The organism is Streptomyces sp. NPDC051218, from assembly GCF_044455475.1.
Classification (GTDB): domain Bacteria; phylum Actinomycetota; class Actinomycetes; order Streptomycetales; family Streptomycetaceae; genus Streptomyces.
The window spans coordinates 673,526-688,822 of the sequence record NZ_JBITEU010000001.1 but is presented as its reverse complement, the minus strand read 5'-3'; the positions used below and the strand labels follow the sequence as shown (position 1 = coordinate 688,822).

Below are 15,297 nucleotides of genomic sequence, written 5' to 3'. Positions count from 1 at the left end.
CGCAGGGCCGCCCCGGGCCAGCTGACGAGAGGCCGCCGGGTTGGCGGACTTGCAGGGCCGCCGGGTCAGCGGCACCCGGGGGCGCCGGACGGGTGGACGTGGGGCCGCCGAGGTAGACGCACCCGGCGGTAGCCGGGGACTACGGCTCCGTGGTTTCCCGTTCCAGGGCCGCCCGCGTCCGCTCCCCGTAGACCCCCTCGCCGTCCGCCTGCGTCGCGCGGGCGTACTGGAAGCGGGTGACCGCCTCGGCCACCGAGGTGTCGTACGTGCCGTCGGCCTCGCCCATGTACAGGTACAGCTGCCGCAGCCGCCGCTGGAGTTCCTCGACCTCAGGGCCCCTGTCGCCGCGCTTCAGGACACCGTCGGCCTTCGGCGTCGCCGACTCCACCGAACCCGTTGCCCGCGCCGTCGAGCGGCTCGGCGGTGGCGTGGAGCGCGGCTTGGCCGAGGCCGTGCTCGACGGGGGCGGTGAGGAACTCGCCTCGGGCGACTCGGACTTGGACTTGGACTTGGGCGTGGATGCCGAGGTGGACGACTGCGCGGAAACGGACGGGGAAGCCGTCGGCAGCGAGGCCGAGCCCGACGGGGCCGCGCTCGCCGCCCGCGTCGGCACGTCCGGCATCGCCTGCTCCCGTTGCGGCTTGTCCGGTGACAGCAGCACCGTCGCGAGCACCGCGACGGCCACCACGGCCACCACCGCGCTCACCCCCGCGTACAGGCCGGTACGGCCGCGCCTCGCCCCGTCGTCCGGCATCGAGGGCGGGAGCAAGGGCCGCCGCGACTCCCCCTCGCCCGCCGCGAACAGGCCCACATCCGCCGACCGCGGCGGAACCACAGCCTCCGGCGGCAGGACGGGCACGGGAGACCGCCGCCCCGGCTCAAGCCCCGCCACCTCGGACTCCGACTCCGACTCCGCCTCCGCGGGCCCCGGCTCCGGCAGCGTCACATACGGACGTATCCGCAGCGGATCGAAATCCTCGGCGGCGGCAGCGTCCGCGGACCTCGCGTCCCGCGCCGCGTCGGCGGCCCGCTCCGTACAACCGCAGGCAGGCGCGCTGCCCGGCTCCCGTGACGTACCGCATTGGGGACATCGCTGACCGTGCCGGCGGCCTTCGGTGCCGTCCGGACGTCCTTCCTCCGTGCTGCTCACTCTTCGTACCCCACCCCTTGAGAACTCCAGCGATTATGCAGACCCCCGGTTCAACAGGCCATAACGGGTCACACGGATCAGGATGGAGAAGGAGAGGCTCGCGCAGGACACGCGGAAGCCCTCAGGAGGTGTCCATGACGCAGGACGTCAGCGCCCGGCCCACGGGGCCGGAGCCGGATCCCGTCCCCGGGCCCCCGGGCGAGCACGCCCACGGCGGCGTACTGGTCTCCATCGGTGCGCTGCTGCTCGGCATGCTGCTCGCCGCCCTCGACCAGACCATCGTCTCGACCGCGCTGCCCACCATCGTCAGCGAACTCGGCGGCATGGAGCACCTCTCGTGGGTCGTCACCGCGTATCTGCTCGCCGCCACGGCCGCGACACCGCTCTGGGGCAAGCTCGGCGACCAGTACGGCCGCAAGAAGCTGTTCCAGCTGGCCATCGTGATCTTCCTGATCAGCTCGGCCCTCTGCGGCATGGCGCAGAACATGCCGCAGCTCATCGGCTTCCGCGCCCTCCAGGGAATCGGCGGCGGCGGTCTGATGGTCCTGTCGATGGCGATCGTCGGCGACATCGTCTCGCCGCGTGAACGCGGCAAGTACCAGGGGCTGTTCGGTGCCGTCTTCGGAGCGACGAGTGTCCTCGGGCCGTTGCTCGGTGGCCTGTTCACCGAACATCTCAGCTGGCGCTGGGTCTTCTACATCAACCTGCCCATCGGCGTCGTCGCGCTCATCGTCATCGCCACGGCCCTGCACATCCCCGTGCGCTCGCAGAAGCACACCATCGACTATCTCGGTACCTTCCTCATCGCGGCCGTCGCCACCTGCCTCGTCCTCGTCGCCTCGCTCGGCGGCACGACCTGGGGGTGGGGCTCGCCGCAGATCGTCGGCCTCGCGGTGCTCGGCGTCGTGCTCGCCGTGGCCTTCGTGGCCATCGAGCGCAAGGCGGCCGAGCCGGTCATCCCGATGAAGCTGTTCCGGGTCAGGACGTTCACGCTCTCCGCGATCATCAGCTTCGTCGTCGGCTTCGCGATGTTCGGCGCGATGACCTATCTGCCGACGTTCCTCCAGGTCGTCCAGGGTGTGTCGCCGACGATGTCGGGTGTGCACATGCTGCCCATGGTGATCGGCATGCTGATCGCGACGACCGCGTCCGGCCAGATCGTCAGCCGCACGGGCCGCTGGAAGGTGTTCCCGATCGCGGGCACGGGAGTCACCGCCCTCGGTCTGCTGCTGCTCCACCAGCTCGACGAGAACAGCGGCACGGGCGAGATGAGCGCCTACTTCTTCGTCTTCGGCTTCGGGCTCGGCCTGGTCATGCAGGTCCTGGTGCTCATCGTGCAGAACGCGGTCCCGTACGGGGATCTGGGCGTCGCCACGTCCGGCGCGACGTTCTTCCGCTCCATCGGAGCCTCGTTCGGTGTCGCCATCTTCGGCACGATCTTCGCCAACCGCCTCGTCAGCAGTCTCTCCGAGGCCGTCGCGGGCCAGCAGCTGCCGCCCGGCGTCAGCGCGGACTCCCTCACGGCCGACCCGCGGGGCATCGCCGAACTCCCGGCGGCCCTGCGCCCGGACGTCATCCACGCGTACGCGTCGTCCATCACGGACGTCTTCCTGTACGCGGCGCCGGTGGCCCTGGTCGCGTTCGTCCTGGCCTGGTTCCTGCGCGAGGACAAGCTGCGCGGTTCGGTCACGGCGCCGGACACGACGCAGACGCTCGCCAGCAACCCCGTCGAGCGTTCGTCGTACGACGAGGTGGCGCGGGCACTCTCGGTCCTCGGCACGCGTGAGGGCCGTCGCGAGATCTACGTACGCATCACCGAGCGCGCGGGCTACGACCTGCTGCCCGGTGCCAGCTGGCTCCTGCTGCGCATCAGCCGGCACGGCCACGTGGAACCTGCGGTGCTCGCCGAACGCAGCCCCGTGCCGCTGTCCGTGATCACGGCCGCGTCGCGCCAGGTCGAGGAGCGCCGGCTCGCCCGGCGCGAGGGCATGGGCCTGCGGCTGACCGACGAGGGACGGGTGGTGGTCGCCAAGCTGGCCAAGGCCCGCGAGGAGTCCCTGGCCGAGCTGCTCGGCGACTGGTGGGGCCCCGACCGGCCCACCGACCTGGTCAAGCTCGTCGAGGAGCTGGGCGCCGAGATGTGCGGCTCGTCCGCGGAACAGCCGCACAACGGGCCGCACGGCAGCGGGCCCGGCGGGACCGGCAGTACCGGCAGTACCGGCAGGCCACCACAGCGCGGCGTCGCGGCCTGAGCGGCGCCGCGACGCCGCTCAGGCCGAAGCCCTCCCACGGGGCTCAACCGGCCGCCGGGGCAAGCTTCTTGGCGTACCAGCACTCGGCGTACATCCGCTCGGTCAGCGGCTCGCTCTCCTCGTAGCCGTGCCGTGCGTAGAGCGCTCTGGCCTCGACCAGATCGAGGCGGGTGTCGAGGATGAGGCGCTCCGCGCCGAGCGCGCGGGCCGCGTCCTCGGCGGCGGCGAGGAGGAGCGCGGCGCCGCCCTTGCCGCGCATGTCCTCGCGCAGGAAGACGCGCTTGAGCTCAGCGGTACGGAAGCCCTTCAGGTCGCCCATGAGCCGCACCCCGGCCGTACCCGCGGGCTCGCCGCCGTACCGGGCGACGAGGAGTACGCCGGTGGGCGGGCGCAGGCTCTGGCCCGTCTCGGCGGCGATCTCACGCTCCAGCTCCCCGGGGTCGGTCCTTCGCCCGTCGTGGAGGAGGTAGTACCGGTCGCTCACCTCCGTGTAGTACGCGCGCCAGAGCGCCGCGGCGACAGGGGAGTCGACGGCTTCGGGAGCGACGGCCCAGGAGGCGGGTCTCGCGGTGCTGGTCTCGATGTGGGTGGTCATGAGGGCCATTCAGGACCCGACTGCCGTGCCCCGCAAGCAAATTACGGGTCTCACGGTGCTCCCCGAGCCCACTGTCCTCGACGGCGCCCCGGGGTCAGTCCTTGCGTCCGGTCGCGGCGATGCCGACGCCGAGCCCGATCATGGTGAGCCCGCCGGCCCCGCCGACCATCGAGAGCCGCCGCGGCGAGTGCGCGAACCAGCCGCGCGCGGTGGCCGCGACCAGGCCCCACACACTGTCGGACGCCAGGGCGATGGCGTTGAAGACCAGGCCGAGCAGCAGCATCTGCAGCATGACGTGCCCCTGCTCGCGGTCGACGAACTGCGGCAGCACGGCGGCGAAGAAGACGATGGTCTTGGGGTTGGCCACGCCGACCGCGAACCCTTCCCACAACGTACGCAACCCGCTGCGGGCGGGAGCGTCACCGGTGAACGCGGCGTGCAGCGAGCCGCGTTGGCGCACCGCCTTGACCCCCAGATACACGAGGTAGGCGGCCCCCAGCAGCTTCAGCGCGGTGAAGACGACGACGGAACGCTCGACGACGGACCCGACCCCGAGCGCGACGGCCACCACGAGCACGTACGCACCGATCGTGTTCCCCACCACGGAGGTCAACGCGGCCCGCCGCCCCTGAGCCAGCGCCCGCCCGACGACGAACAGGACGCTGGGCCCGGGGATCACGATGAGCAGGAAGGACATGGCCGCGAAGGCGAGTATCCGGTCGGTGGACATCATGGGCACATGGCACCACGGGCCGGGGAGGCGCCGGTACTGCTTTTTCCCGGCCCCAGCCGCCTCCCGCCGCTCCTCCCGGCTACTCGCCCTTGGGCGCTGCCTGCTGCACGACCTCGAACGACCACACCGCGGCGCTGCTCGATGCGGGCTTGGGCCGCTCGCCACCACCGGCGCCACCGCCCTGGTGCGCGGCCTTCATGGGGCCCTCCATCCACGCCTTGAAGGACTCCTCGTCACGCCAGCGCGTGTAGACCAGGTAGTCATCGGTGCCCTCGATGGGGCGCAGCAGCTCGAACCACTCGAAGCCGTCGGAGTTCTCGACGGCGCCGGCGCGGGACGCGAAGCGCTTCTCAAGGGTTTCCCGCTGTTCGGCGGGAACGGTCAGGACGTTGATCTTTACGATGCTCATGCGCCCATCCTCGCGCATGCCCCCGTCCCGCCATCCGCCCCCATGCGCTCAGCGCGGGTGGCGTGCGCGCCAGGTCTTGGCCACCTCGTCGACGTCGAAGGGCTGCAGGCCGAGGGGCGGGCCCGGGGGCGGCATGCGCAGGGCCTCGCGGATCTTGGTGTTGAGGTCAGTGACCAGTTTGCGGGCCGCCTGTTCGGAGGGGGCGTCCGGAGCCGCGGCCAGGACGTCCTCGGCCTCCTTGCGCAGGGCGAGGGTCGGGGGGAGGTGCGAGAGGCCCTCGCGGACCATCTTCTGTTTGATCCACCACTGCTCGTCGTGCGACGTGGTGTTCAGGCCGTCGGGCAGTGGCTTGCCGCGGCCCTTCAGGGTGGCGAAGTCGCCCCGCTCCTCGGCCTCTCGGATCTGTTTGTCGATCCAGGACTCGAAGCTGACCTCAGGTGGTTTCCGTTCAGTCATACGTCCATTGTTCCAGGCGGTCGTGCGGTCTCGTGAGGTCCGCCATAGGATGCGGCGGCGCGGGGACGTGTGCGGCCGCCGCGCGTTCTGACCGCCGAGAGCTGGGGGAGCGTACGTGCTGGAGCTGACCATGGCCTCCTTGTCGGGGGCGGACGAAGGGGCGACGGCGGGCATGCTCATGGCTGACGCGCCGAGCGCACCGGGTTCCGTGCTGCGGGTGGGGCGCGACCGCGGTGTGTGCCGTCTTGTGCCCCCTGATGACTGGCTGTTCGTGTCGCGTACGCACCTGGAGTTCCGCTGCGGAACGGACGGTGCCTGGACCGTCACCTGGCTGCGCGGGTCGCATCCCGAGCCCGCGTCGGAGGTACGGCTCACCGTGGGCGGTGCGCCGTCACCCCTGGAGTACGGGGGCACGGCGCCCCTGCCCCGGGGTGGTTCCGGTGACGTCGTCATCCAGGACCGGGCCGGGCCGCGCAGCGTGAACGTCGGGTTCTATCAGGAGGGTTGAGGCCGGCCGGGCCTCGCCGGGTCCGGTCCGCCCGGCCGGGGGCTCAGTCCAGTACGCGGGCCAGCGCCAGGCCGTCGTACCCCTTCGTGCCCACCGTCTGCAGCGCCGTGCCGCTCAACTTCGGGTGCTCGGCGATGATTTCGAGCGCCTTGCGTGTGCCCTGGACGCTGGGGTCGACGGAGTCGGCATGGGCGACCGCGCCGCTTCGTACGACGTTGTCGATGATGATGAGGCTGCCGGGGCGGGTGAGCTTGAGCGACCACTCCACGTAGTGCGGGTTGTTGCCCTTGTCCGCGTCGATGAAGACCAGGTCGAAGGGGGCCACGTCCTCGGCCACGAGCGCGGCGAGCGAGTCGGTGGCCCGGCCCACCCGGACCTCGGTGAGCTTGTCGAGGCCGGCGCGCGCGAGGTTGCCGCGGGCCACGTCCGCGTGGACCGGGGAGTACTCCAGGGTGACGAGGCGGCCGTCCGCGGGCAGGGCGCGGGCCAGCCAGATGGTGCTGTAGCCGCCGAGCGTGCCGATCTCGAGGATGCGGTGCGCGCCCTGGATCTGGGCGAGGAGCTGGAGCAGCTTGCCCTGGTTCGGCGCGACGCTGATCTGCGGCAGGCCTGCGGCGTCACTGTCGTGCAGGGCCGCGGCCAGTGCCTCGTCGGCGGGGGTGAGGAGATCGGTGAAGTACGTGTCGACCGCGGTCCATTGCTGCTGGTTCATGGAGGCCTTTCCCAGTACTCGTTAGGTTCGCTAACGATGTTAGTGGGGTGGGGGCCGATTGTCAGTGGGGGCTCGCATACTGGGGTTGTCGGTCCGTGATGGCGGGGCGAGGGCTGTGGGCTGCGGGGGTTGAGATGACGTACGGGGCTGGGGATGGGGCTGGGTCGGAGGCTGGGGTGGGGGTCGGGGTCGGGGTCTGGCAGGTGTTGCCGGCGGCGGCGATCCGGGGGCTTGCCGAGCGGTGGCTGCCGCTGATGGCTTCGCCCGGGGTGAGGCCCGGAGCGGGGCTTGGGTCGGCGCAGGGGCGCGGTGACGGGGCCGGGGCGGGGGACTTCGTGTGCTCGCCCGCCGGGCTGTGGCTCGCGCTGGCCGCCGTCGCGGTGGGCGCGCGGGAGGAGACCGCCGTGGAGCTGCGGGAGTTGCTCGGCGTCGCGGGTGAGGAGGCCGCCGGTGTGGTCACGGCGGCGGCGCGGGCGTTGGGCGGCACGGACGCCGTGGCCGTCGCGACCCGGGTGTGGAGTCGGGTTCCGGTGTACCGCGCCTATCGGGAAGCGCTGCCGGACGTGGGATTCGGGCCGATGGACCCGGAGGGCATCGACGCGTGGGTGCGGGAGGCGACGGACGGCCTCATCGAGCGGCTGCCGGTGGTGATCACTCCGGACGTGCTGCTCGTCCTGGTCAACGCGCTTGCGCTCAAGGCGCGTTGGGAGATCCCCTTCGAAGGGGCGGGCACGCGGGACCAGGACTTCACCGACGCCCTCGGCGTGCGGCACCGGGTGCCCACGATGCACCGGCCCGTTCCGCTGAACTGCGCCTGGACCGTGGGCGGCGCGAGTGTCGTCGAGCTGAAGTGCCGGTCGGACGGCGGGAGTGCGCCTGCCCGGGTGCGGTTCGTGCTCGGTGAGCCGGGCGCCGGCGCCGCCGAGGTGCTGCCGCTCGCGTGGGCGCCGGAAGGCCGCTGGACGGGGATCGACGCCGAGCAGATCAACATGGCGCTGCCGCGGATGTCCCTGCGGACGCGGGTCGACGCGACGCGGCAGTTGGCGGAGCTGGGTGTGCGGTGGGCGATGAGCGAGGGGGCCGACTTCTCCGGGATGTCACCGGAGGAGCTCGCGATATCGCAGGTGGTGCAGGAGGCCGTGGTGCGGGTTGCGGAGGAGGGGGTCGAGGCGGCGGCGGTGACGGCTGTGCCGGCGGCTCCCGGTGGGGCGCCGTATGTCCCTCGGCGGATCGAGTGGATCGCCTTCAACCGGCCGTTCGGGGTTGTGGTGCTTGATGGGGCGGGGGAGGTGCCGTTGTTTGTGGGGTGGCAGGCGGGGGTCCCGGGGTAGGGGCGGGTTCTTCCCCAACCCCGCCCCTTCCCGAAAACCCGCTCGGCGCGGGGGCCTTGGTGGCCGTCATCACCGGCTTCGCCGAGTTCGTCCTCAAACGCCGGACGGGCTACTTCTCCACCGGCGGCCGGGCTACTTCTCCACCGCCGGACGCGACCCCGGCAGCGGACGTCCCGCGCTCTCCGTCATGAACCACACCGCGATACCGCCCACCACGGCCGCGGCCATCATGTAGTACGCGGGCATCATCATGTTCCCCGTCGCTCCGATCAGCGCCGTCACCACCAGCGGTGTCGTGCCTCCGAAGATCGATACGGAGATGTTGAAGCCGATGGAGAGCGAGCCGTAGCGGACCTTGGTCGGGAAGAGGGCCGGGAGCGTCGACGGCATCGAGGCCGTGAAGCAGACCAGGAGCAGGCCGAGCGCCGCCATGCCGAGGCCGATCGCCCAGAGCGAGCCCTCGCGGATCAGGAGCAGCGCGGGCACGGAGAGGAGCAGGAAGCCGACGCAGCCCGCGGCGATCACCGGGCGGCGGCCCACCCGGTCGGTCAGCGCGCCCGCGAACGGCTGGACGCACATCATCAGCGCCATCACGGCCAGGACGACCAGGAGGCCGTGCGTCTCGTCGTACTTGAGCTCGCTCGTCAGGTAGCTCGGCATGTACGACAGGAGCATGTAGTCCGTGACGTTGAAGACCAGGACCAGGCCCATGCACAGGAGCAGTGCCTTCCACTGACCCTGGACCATGTCGCGCAGGCGCACCTTCGGGCGGGACTGCTCGTCCTTGTGCGCCTTGGTGAGCTCCGCGGCGAACGCCGGGGTCTCCTCCAGCTTCATCCGCAGGTACAGGCCGATCAGGCCCATCGGGCCCGCGATCAGGAACGGGATGCGCCAGCCCCAGGAGAGGAGGTCATCGGTGGAGAGCAGGGCCGTCATCAGGGTGACCAGGCCCGCGCCGCCGATGTAGCCGGCGAGGGTGCCGAACTCCAGCCAGCTGCCGAGGAAGCCCCGTTTCTTGTCGGGTGCGTACTCGGCGATGAACGTGGCCGCGCCCGCGTACTCACCGCCCGTCGAGAAGCCCTGCACCAGGCGGGCGAGCAGGAGCAGGATCGGGGCACCCACACCGATGGAGGCGTAGGACGGGATCAGGCCGATCGCGAAGGTTCCCGCCGCCATCATGATCATGGTGAGGGCGAGGATCTTCTGGCGGCCGATGCGGTCGCCGAGCGGGCCGAAGACCATGCCGCCGAGCGGGCGGATCAGGAAAGCCGCGGCGAAGGCGCCGAACGTGGAGAGCAGTTGGGCCGTGGGGTTGCCCGAGGGGAAGAAGACCTTGCCCAGTGTCACGGCGATGTAGCTGTAGACACCGAAGTCGAACCACTCCATCGCGTTGCCGAGGGCCGCCGCCTTCACCGCCCGCTTGACCAGCGCCGGGTCGACGACGGTGACGTCCGCCGAGGCGTGCGCGGACGGAGGGGCCTGGGTCTGCGGGGCGACGGGTGCGACGGATGCGGCTGCCGGCAAGGGTTCGCTCGCCTGCCTCTCGGTTGACTGCAAGTACAGAGCCGCCCAGCGCGGGGCGGCCCGCAAGCGACCATAGGTGTAGGCGGCATCATTACGGTCGGTGTCCGGCCAACCGCACACTGCGCGGAAAGCGCCGCTATCCAGGGCAAATGGTTCCGCTTGTGACGGCGGCGAGAAGACGTCCTTGTGATCTATGTCGCGGCTTCCGCGAGGAACCGCCCCGCGGGGCACGGGGCGTCGTTCCATGGAGGAAAGGTGGGCGGGCCGTAAAGATTCGGTCGTCAACCGGACAAAAAGGCTGGTTGGGAAGTCTGTGCAAAAGCCGGTAGAAAGCGGTGTGGCTGCCAGGTGAAATGGGGGTTGCGTGCGTCTTATCCGTAGGCGCGAGCCTTTCGGGTCCGACCGCACATCTCGGGGCCGGGGGGAGAACTCTCGGAGCCGACCGGACGTTGGGACCGAGCAGAGATGACGAGCGGGGCGGGAGGGCCGACGGCGCGTGGCGAATGTTGAGCACGGAGGACCGGGAAATGCCTTTGGGGCGGGGACGCCCGGCACGCCGAGGACGCGGATCGGGGCGCTCCGCGTCGCCCTCTGGCTGATCGCAGCCGTACTCGCGGTACGACAGGTGGCGGTCGTCCTGCGTACGCCGAAAGGGGAGCGGCTCACCGACCTGGAGACCTGGATCGGCCCGGACGGCGTCCTGCATGTGAACGGTTCCTTCTACGACGCGGACAAGTTCACCGGCACCCCCTTCGCCGGACTCGTCCTCAAACCCTTCTCGCGCGCGGCCGAGCAAGCACTCGGCTGGGGCTGGACGTTCGGCACGCTGATCCTCGTCGTGGTCCTCGGCCTCGTCGCCGCTCGCGCCCTGCCGCAGCCCGTGTCCCGGCGCACCTCACTGCTGGCCGCGCCCGTCGCGATCTGCCTCCTGATGCTGTCGCTCCCGGTGCGCAACACCCTGCACCTGGGCCAGACCAGCATCATTCCCGTACTCCTCGTCCTGCTCGGCTGCTTCGCGGTGCGCGGCGAGCGGGCCAGCGGCGTCCTCATCGGCATCGGGGCCGCGCTCCAGCCCACCCTGCTGCTCTTCGCCGCCCTGTTCTGGTTCACCGGCCGCAGGCGCGCCACGGCGTCCACCGGCGCCACCTTCCTCGCGGTCACCGCCCTCGCCTGGGCCGCGATGCCGCACGACTCGTGGACGTACTGGATCCATCACCTGGCGGGCGCGGGCCTCGGCGCGAGCCCGGACGGTCTGGCCAACCAGTCGCTGCACGGCGCCCTGCTCCGGTTCGGCCTCGAAGGGCCGCTGGAGATCGGCGTGTTCGTGGCCCTTGGCGTGACCGTCGTCTGGTTCGGCGTGCGCCGCGCCGTCCGCTTCGCCAAGGACGGGCAGCTGCTGCTCGCCGTCGCGATCACCGGCTGCGTAGCCGTCGCCGTGTCCCCGACGACCTGGCAGCACCAACTCCTGTGGGTGCTGCTCGCGGTGGTCGGCCGGGTCGGCAGGAAGCAGTCCGACCGGTACATGTGGCCGGTGGCCGTCGTCCTCGTGTCGACGCTGCCGGCGAAGATGATGCTGCCGAACATGCCGGTCGTGGAGCCCATCCGCGACAACGTCGTGCTGATCGCCGCGCTCGCCGCGGCCACGGTGGTGCCGTTCCTCTCCCGCACGGACCCGCGGTACCAAGAGCCCATCGCCACCGATTACGCCAAACCCCCGCCCGCGCGCTGGACTTGGGTGCCCCTGCTTCCGTTCTGGCGGCGGGTCACCACCCGGCCGAACCTCCTCCTCGAACTGCTCCTGATCCGCGTCGGCTACTCCGCCTACCAGCAGGCACGGCTCGCCGCGACGGGCGGCACCAACTCCGGCGGCCGTGCCACCGCCGAGCAGCACGGCGAACACGTCTACGCGATCGAGCAGTTCCTGCGCATCGACATCGAGCACTGGGTCAACCACGCGGTGGTGAAGGTCGATTGGCTGGAGGAGTTCTTCAACTTCTACTACACCTCGTTCCACTTCGTGGTGCCGCTGACCGTCCTCGGTTTGCTCTACGTCCGGCGCCCCGCCGACTACCGCTGGGCACGCACCGCGCTCGGCTTCGCGACGGTCCTCGCGCTCGTCGGGTTCTGGCTCTACCCGCTGGCCCCGCCGCGCCTGATGCCCGAGCTCGGCTTCATCGACACGGTGCACGGCGTGCAGGACTTCACCCAGCCCGACTACGGCACGCTGACCGCGCTCACCAATCAGTACGCGGCGATGCCCTCGCTGCACTTCGGCTGGTCGCTGTGGTGCGGTGTGGTGATCATGATCCTCGCGCCGAAGCTGTGGATGAAGGCGCTCGGCCTGCTGCATCCGCTGTGCACGGTCTCCGCGATCGTCGCCACCGGAAACCACTGGGTCCTCGACGCGGTGGGCGGCGCGGCCGTCGTCGGCGCGGGCTTCGGCCTCGGCTACCTCCTGGCCGGGCCCCGGGTGGCCGGCTCCCTGAAGGTGGCCACGGGGGCACGGCCGCCGGTCATCGACATGACGAAGGACTCGGCGAAGGACCGTACCCCGAGCTGATCTCGTACGTCCCCGGTGCGGAGACCGTGAGCCGGGTGAACTCGCCCTGCCGCTGCAGGCAGGCTCCCTCCGCCCGGAGCCACCGCGAGTACACCAGGCGCAGCGTCACCGGCCCCCGCGAGGGGACGCGCACCACCATGGCGGAGTCGGTGGACCGCACGACGGTCGCGGGCTTCGACACCATCGGCACCGAGTCCCGCACCCGGAACACCTGCCAGTGCGCGTCCCGCCAGACCGGTTCGAGCCAGCCGGGGCCACTGGCGACCAGGGCCGCCTCGTCCTCGGCGAAGCCGTCCGGCTTGCCCGACGGCAGCACCACATAGCCGACCGCCCACTTGTCCAGCCAGGCCCGGTAGGTGGACGCGGAGAAGGACCCGTCGTAGAAGAGGCGGCCGCGCTCGATGTCGAGCTGACGGTTCCAGCCGCGCGCCATGTTCACGTACGGCGCCAGGGCCGTCGCCTCGCGGTGGTTGCGGGCCGGGACCACCTCCACGCGCCCCCGGTCGGCGCCGAGCCGATCGAGTTCCCGCACCACGCCGCGGGTGTCGGCGGCCCACTTGGGCACGGTCGTGGACACCGTCAGATCGGCCACCGTCTTCTGTGTCACCCAGGCCGTGGACAGCACGAGCGCGACGGTGAGCACGATGCGGCGTACGCGGGACAGTGCGGGCAGCAGCAGCGCGGCGAGCAGCGCGGTGGGCGCGAGCAGCTCGGCGAGGCGCTCCACGTTCGTGCCGATCGGGGACGGGATGAGATACGTCAGGACCGTCCCCGCCGCGTACACGCCCGCCCCCCACCGCAGCACGCGCCACTCGCGCGGAGCCGCCGCGATGAGCGCCAGGCTGAACAGCACGGGCGGGAAGATCCGGTCGAAGGGCATCAACTGCTCGCCGTTGAACGGGAAGAGCACGGTGGTCGCCCCCACGACCACCACCGGCGGCACGATCAGGGCGGCGGCCCGGCCCCAGTCCCGTACGAGGAAGTAGGCGGCGCCCGCCACCACGAGGAAGAGCCCCGCCACCGGGCTGGACATGGTGGCCAGCGTCGCGCACGCCACGGCCGCCGCCACGCGCCGCTCCCGTACGAGCATCAGGCAGGCGGCGAATCCAAAGGCGATGCCGAGCGCGAAGGTCGTGCGCCCCGACGCGACGTTGCACCACACCGCGAGGGAGGCGAGCACGGCGGGCCACAGGGGGCGCCGTATCCCGGTGCGTTCGACGAGCGCGGCGACCAGCCAGGCACCGGCGACGCCCGACACCACCGTCACCGTCTTCACGCCCACGGCGGCCATCAAGTAGGGCGAGATCAAGGAGTAGTTGGCGGTGTGCATGCCGCCGTACCAGAACAGGCCGTACGCGGAGGCCCCGTGCTCGGACGCGAAGCGCGCCCACGCGTACTGCGCCGCCAGGTCGCCGCCACCCGTGGCGAGGAAGGCCGTCCACACCGCGTACAGCGGAAGAGTGGGCAGTGTGGCGGTGAGCGGAATCCGGTTGCGTCGGCAGAAGGCGCGGAGGGAGGCCTTCCGCTCATTGGGTGCGCTGCCCGACGGCGCGAGGGGGAGACCTGCGGAGACCACGGCAACCGTTTCCGTTCGAAGTCTTGGAGAAGCAAGGCTTGCTTCTCAAGACGCGCCCCGCAACAGAAACGTTGGTTCCGGGCGGCGCCTGGCCGGATCTGCCCCCTGATCGGACAGGGTGCGGGCGGCAGGCCGCCAGGGGGAGGCAGGGGCAGGGCGTAGGGGGGGAATCGCCCCTGCCTCCCTGGCAGCGGGTCAGCCCGTGCTGACCTGCAGTTCCTTGACCCCGTTCAGCCATGCCGAGCGGAGCCTGCGGGGGTCGGAGACCAGCCGCAGATCGGGCAGCGCGTCCGCGATCGCGTTGAAGATGAGGTTGATCTCCAGGACCGCGAGCGACTTGCCGAGGCAGAAGTGGGGCCCTCCGCCGCCGAATCCGAGGTGCGGGTTCGGGTCACGGGAGATGTCGAACTTCTCCGGCTCTTCGAACACGTCGGGGTCGTTGTTGGCCGACGAGTAGAAGATCCCGACGCGGTCGCCCTTCTTGATCTTCGCCTCGCCGATCTCGGTGTCCTGGGTCGCGGTGCGCTGGAAGGAGACGACGGGGGTGGCCCAGCGCACGATCTCCTCGGCGGTGGTCGCAGGGCGCTCGCGCTTGAAGAGCTCCCACTGCTCCGGATGGGTGAGGAAGGCGTGCATGCCGTGGGTGATGGCATTACGGGTGGTCTCGTTGCCGGCCACCGCGAGCAGGATGACGAAGAAGCCGAACTCGTCGGAGGAGAGGTTGCCTTCGTCCTCGGCGGCCACCAGCTGGCTCACGATGTCCTTGGCCGGGCACTCCTTGCGGGCGGCGGCGAGGTTCATCGCGTACGAGACGATCTCCATGGCCGCCTCGGCGCCGACCTCCTCGGTGATCGCGTACTCGGGGTCGTCGTAGGCGGCCATCTTGTTGGACCAGTCGAAGATCTTCGTCCGGTCGTCCTGGGGCACGCCGATGAGCTCGGCGATGGCCTGGAGGGGAAGTTCCACGGCGACGTTCGTGACGAAGTCGAAGGAGCCGTCGGCCGCGGCGTTCGCCAGGGCCGTCTCGACGATGGAGCCCGCGCGCTCGCGCAGGGCGTCCTCCAGGGACCGTATGGCGCGGGGCGTGAAGCCGCGCTGCACGATCTGGCGGACCCGGGTGTGCTCGGGCGGGTCCATGTTGAGCATGATCATCTTCTGTACTTCGATCTGGTCGCGGCTGATCGACTCGTTGAAGCGGATGACCGCGGTGTTGAGGTTGGAGGAGAACAACTCGGGGTGCGTGGAGACGTACTTGACGTCCGCGTGCCGCGTGACGGCCCAGTAGCCCGCGTCGTCGAAGCCGGAGATGCGCGGCGGCTGGGTGATCCAGCGCACCGGTTCCGTCTGCCGCAACTGGGCGAACTCCGGGAGGGGTACGCGCTCTTGGAGCAGGTCGGGGTCGGTGAAGTCGAACCCGTCGGGCAGCGCTGGACAGGGCATCGGCAACTCCAGGATTCAGGTCTGTCATCTCTGCAACGTTCCTGACGGTCC

The 15,297-nt window shown here is 70.8% G+C and carries 13 protein-coding genes; 4 read left to right on the top strand and 9 right to left on the bottom strand.

Annotation, left to right across the window (positions count from 1 at the left end; all coding sequences use genetic code 11):
* Positions 1 to 139 precede the first annotated feature (139 nt).
* Positions 140 to 1,150: a peptidoglycan-binding protein gene (locus ACIBCK_RS03170; protein WP_399386330.1), complete on the bottom strand. Its 1,011-nt coding sequence runs from the start codon at positions 1,148 to 1,150 to the stop codon at positions 140 to 142.
* Positions 1,151 to 1,284: 134 nt separating this feature from the next.
* Here ACIBCK_RS03170 and ACIBCK_RS03165 point away from each other — a divergent pair, with 134 nt between their 5' ends.
* Positions 1,285 to 3,402, top strand: coding sequence for a DHA2 family efflux MFS transporter permease subunit (locus tag ACIBCK_RS03165; RefSeq protein WP_399386329.1), 2,118 nt, complete (start codon positions 1,285 to 1,287; stop codon positions 3,400 to 3,402).
* A gap of 43 nt (positions 3,403 to 3,445) precedes the next feature.
* Here ACIBCK_RS03165 and ACIBCK_RS03160 read toward each other — a convergent pair whose 3' ends face one another.
* From ACIBCK_RS03160 to ACIBCK_RS03145, 4 genes are all read right to left on the bottom strand, one after another.
* Positions 3,446 to 3,997, bottom strand: a complete 552-nt coding sequence (locus ACIBCK_RS03160; protein WP_399386328.1) for a GNAT family N-acetyltransferase — start codon at positions 3,995 to 3,997, stop codon at positions 3,446 to 3,448.
* 94 nt (positions 3,998 to 4,091) lie between these two features.
* Entirely contained in the window at positions 4,092 to 4,730 is a 639-nt protein-coding gene (locus tag ACIBCK_RS03155) for a LysE family translocator (protein WP_399386327.1), read from the bottom strand.
* 79 nt (positions 4,731 to 4,809) lie between these two features.
* Positions 4,810 to 5,139, bottom strand: coding sequence for an antibiotic biosynthesis monooxygenase family protein (locus tag ACIBCK_RS03150; RefSeq protein WP_399386326.1), 330 nt, complete (start codon positions 5,137 to 5,139; stop codon positions 4,810 to 4,812).
* 48 nt (positions 5,140 to 5,187) lie between these two features.
* Positions 5,188 to 5,595: a DUF1992 domain-containing protein gene (locus ACIBCK_RS03145; RefSeq protein WP_399386325.1), complete on the bottom strand. Its 408-nt coding sequence runs from the start codon at positions 5,593 to 5,595 to the stop codon at positions 5,188 to 5,190.
* 115 nt (positions 5,596 to 5,710) lie between these two features.
* On the opposite strand from ACIBCK_RS03145, the gene ACIBCK_RS03140 reads away from it, so the two are divergent.
* Positions 5,711 to 6,103 (top strand): hypothetical protein, encoded by a 393-nt coding sequence (locus ACIBCK_RS03140; RefSeq protein ID WP_399386324.1) that lies wholly within the window; start codon positions 5,711 to 5,713, stop codon positions 6,101 to 6,103.
* Between the two features lie 43 nt (positions 6,104 to 6,146).
* Here the strand turns inward: ACIBCK_RS03140 and ACIBCK_RS03135 are convergent, their stop codons facing one another.
* A complete protein-coding gene (locus ACIBCK_RS03135; protein ID WP_399386323.1) occupies positions 6,147 to 6,815 on the bottom strand; it encodes an O-methyltransferase in 669 nt (222 codons plus the stop codon).
* 254 nt (positions 6,816 to 7,069) lie between these two features.
* On the opposite strand from ACIBCK_RS03135, the gene ACIBCK_RS03130 reads away from it, so the two are divergent.
* A complete protein-coding gene (locus tag ACIBCK_RS03130; protein WP_399387218.1) occupies positions 7,070 to 8,146 on the top strand; it encodes a serpin family protein in 1,077 nt (358 codons plus the stop codon).
* 132 nt (positions 8,147 to 8,278) lie between these two features.
* Here the strand turns inward: ACIBCK_RS03130 and proP are convergent, their stop codons facing one another.
* On the bottom strand, positions 8,279 to 9,670 hold the full coding sequence (gene proP / locus ACIBCK_RS03125) for a glycine betaine/L-proline transporter ProP (RefSeq protein WP_399386322.1): 1,392 nt from the start codon (positions 9,668 to 9,670) through the stop codon (positions 8,279 to 8,281).
* Between the two features lie 496 nt (positions 9,671 to 10,166).
* On the opposite strand from proP, the gene ACIBCK_RS03120 reads away from it, so the two are divergent.
* Positions 10,167 to 12,230: a bifunctional glycosyltransferase 87/phosphatase PAP2 family protein gene (locus ACIBCK_RS03120; RefSeq protein ID WP_399386321.1), complete on the top strand. Its 2,064-nt coding sequence runs from the start codon at positions 10,167 to 10,169 to the stop codon at positions 12,228 to 12,230.
* Here the strand turns inward: ACIBCK_RS03120 and ACIBCK_RS03115 are convergent.
* Positions 12,184 to 13,806 (bottom strand): hypothetical protein, encoded by a 1,623-nt coding sequence (locus ACIBCK_RS03115; protein WP_399386320.1) that lies wholly within the window; start codon positions 13,804 to 13,806, stop codon positions 12,184 to 12,186. The two genes, ACIBCK_RS03120 and ACIBCK_RS03115, sit on opposite strands and share 47 nt — an antisense overlap.
* A 195-nt stretch (positions 13,807 to 14,001) precedes the next feature.
* Positions 14,002 to 15,246, bottom strand: a complete 1,245-nt coding sequence (locus ACIBCK_RS03110) for a cytochrome P450 (protein ID WP_399386319.1) — start codon at positions 15,244 to 15,246, stop codon at positions 14,002 to 14,004.
* Between the last annotated feature and the right edge of the window lie 51 nt (positions 15,247 to 15,297).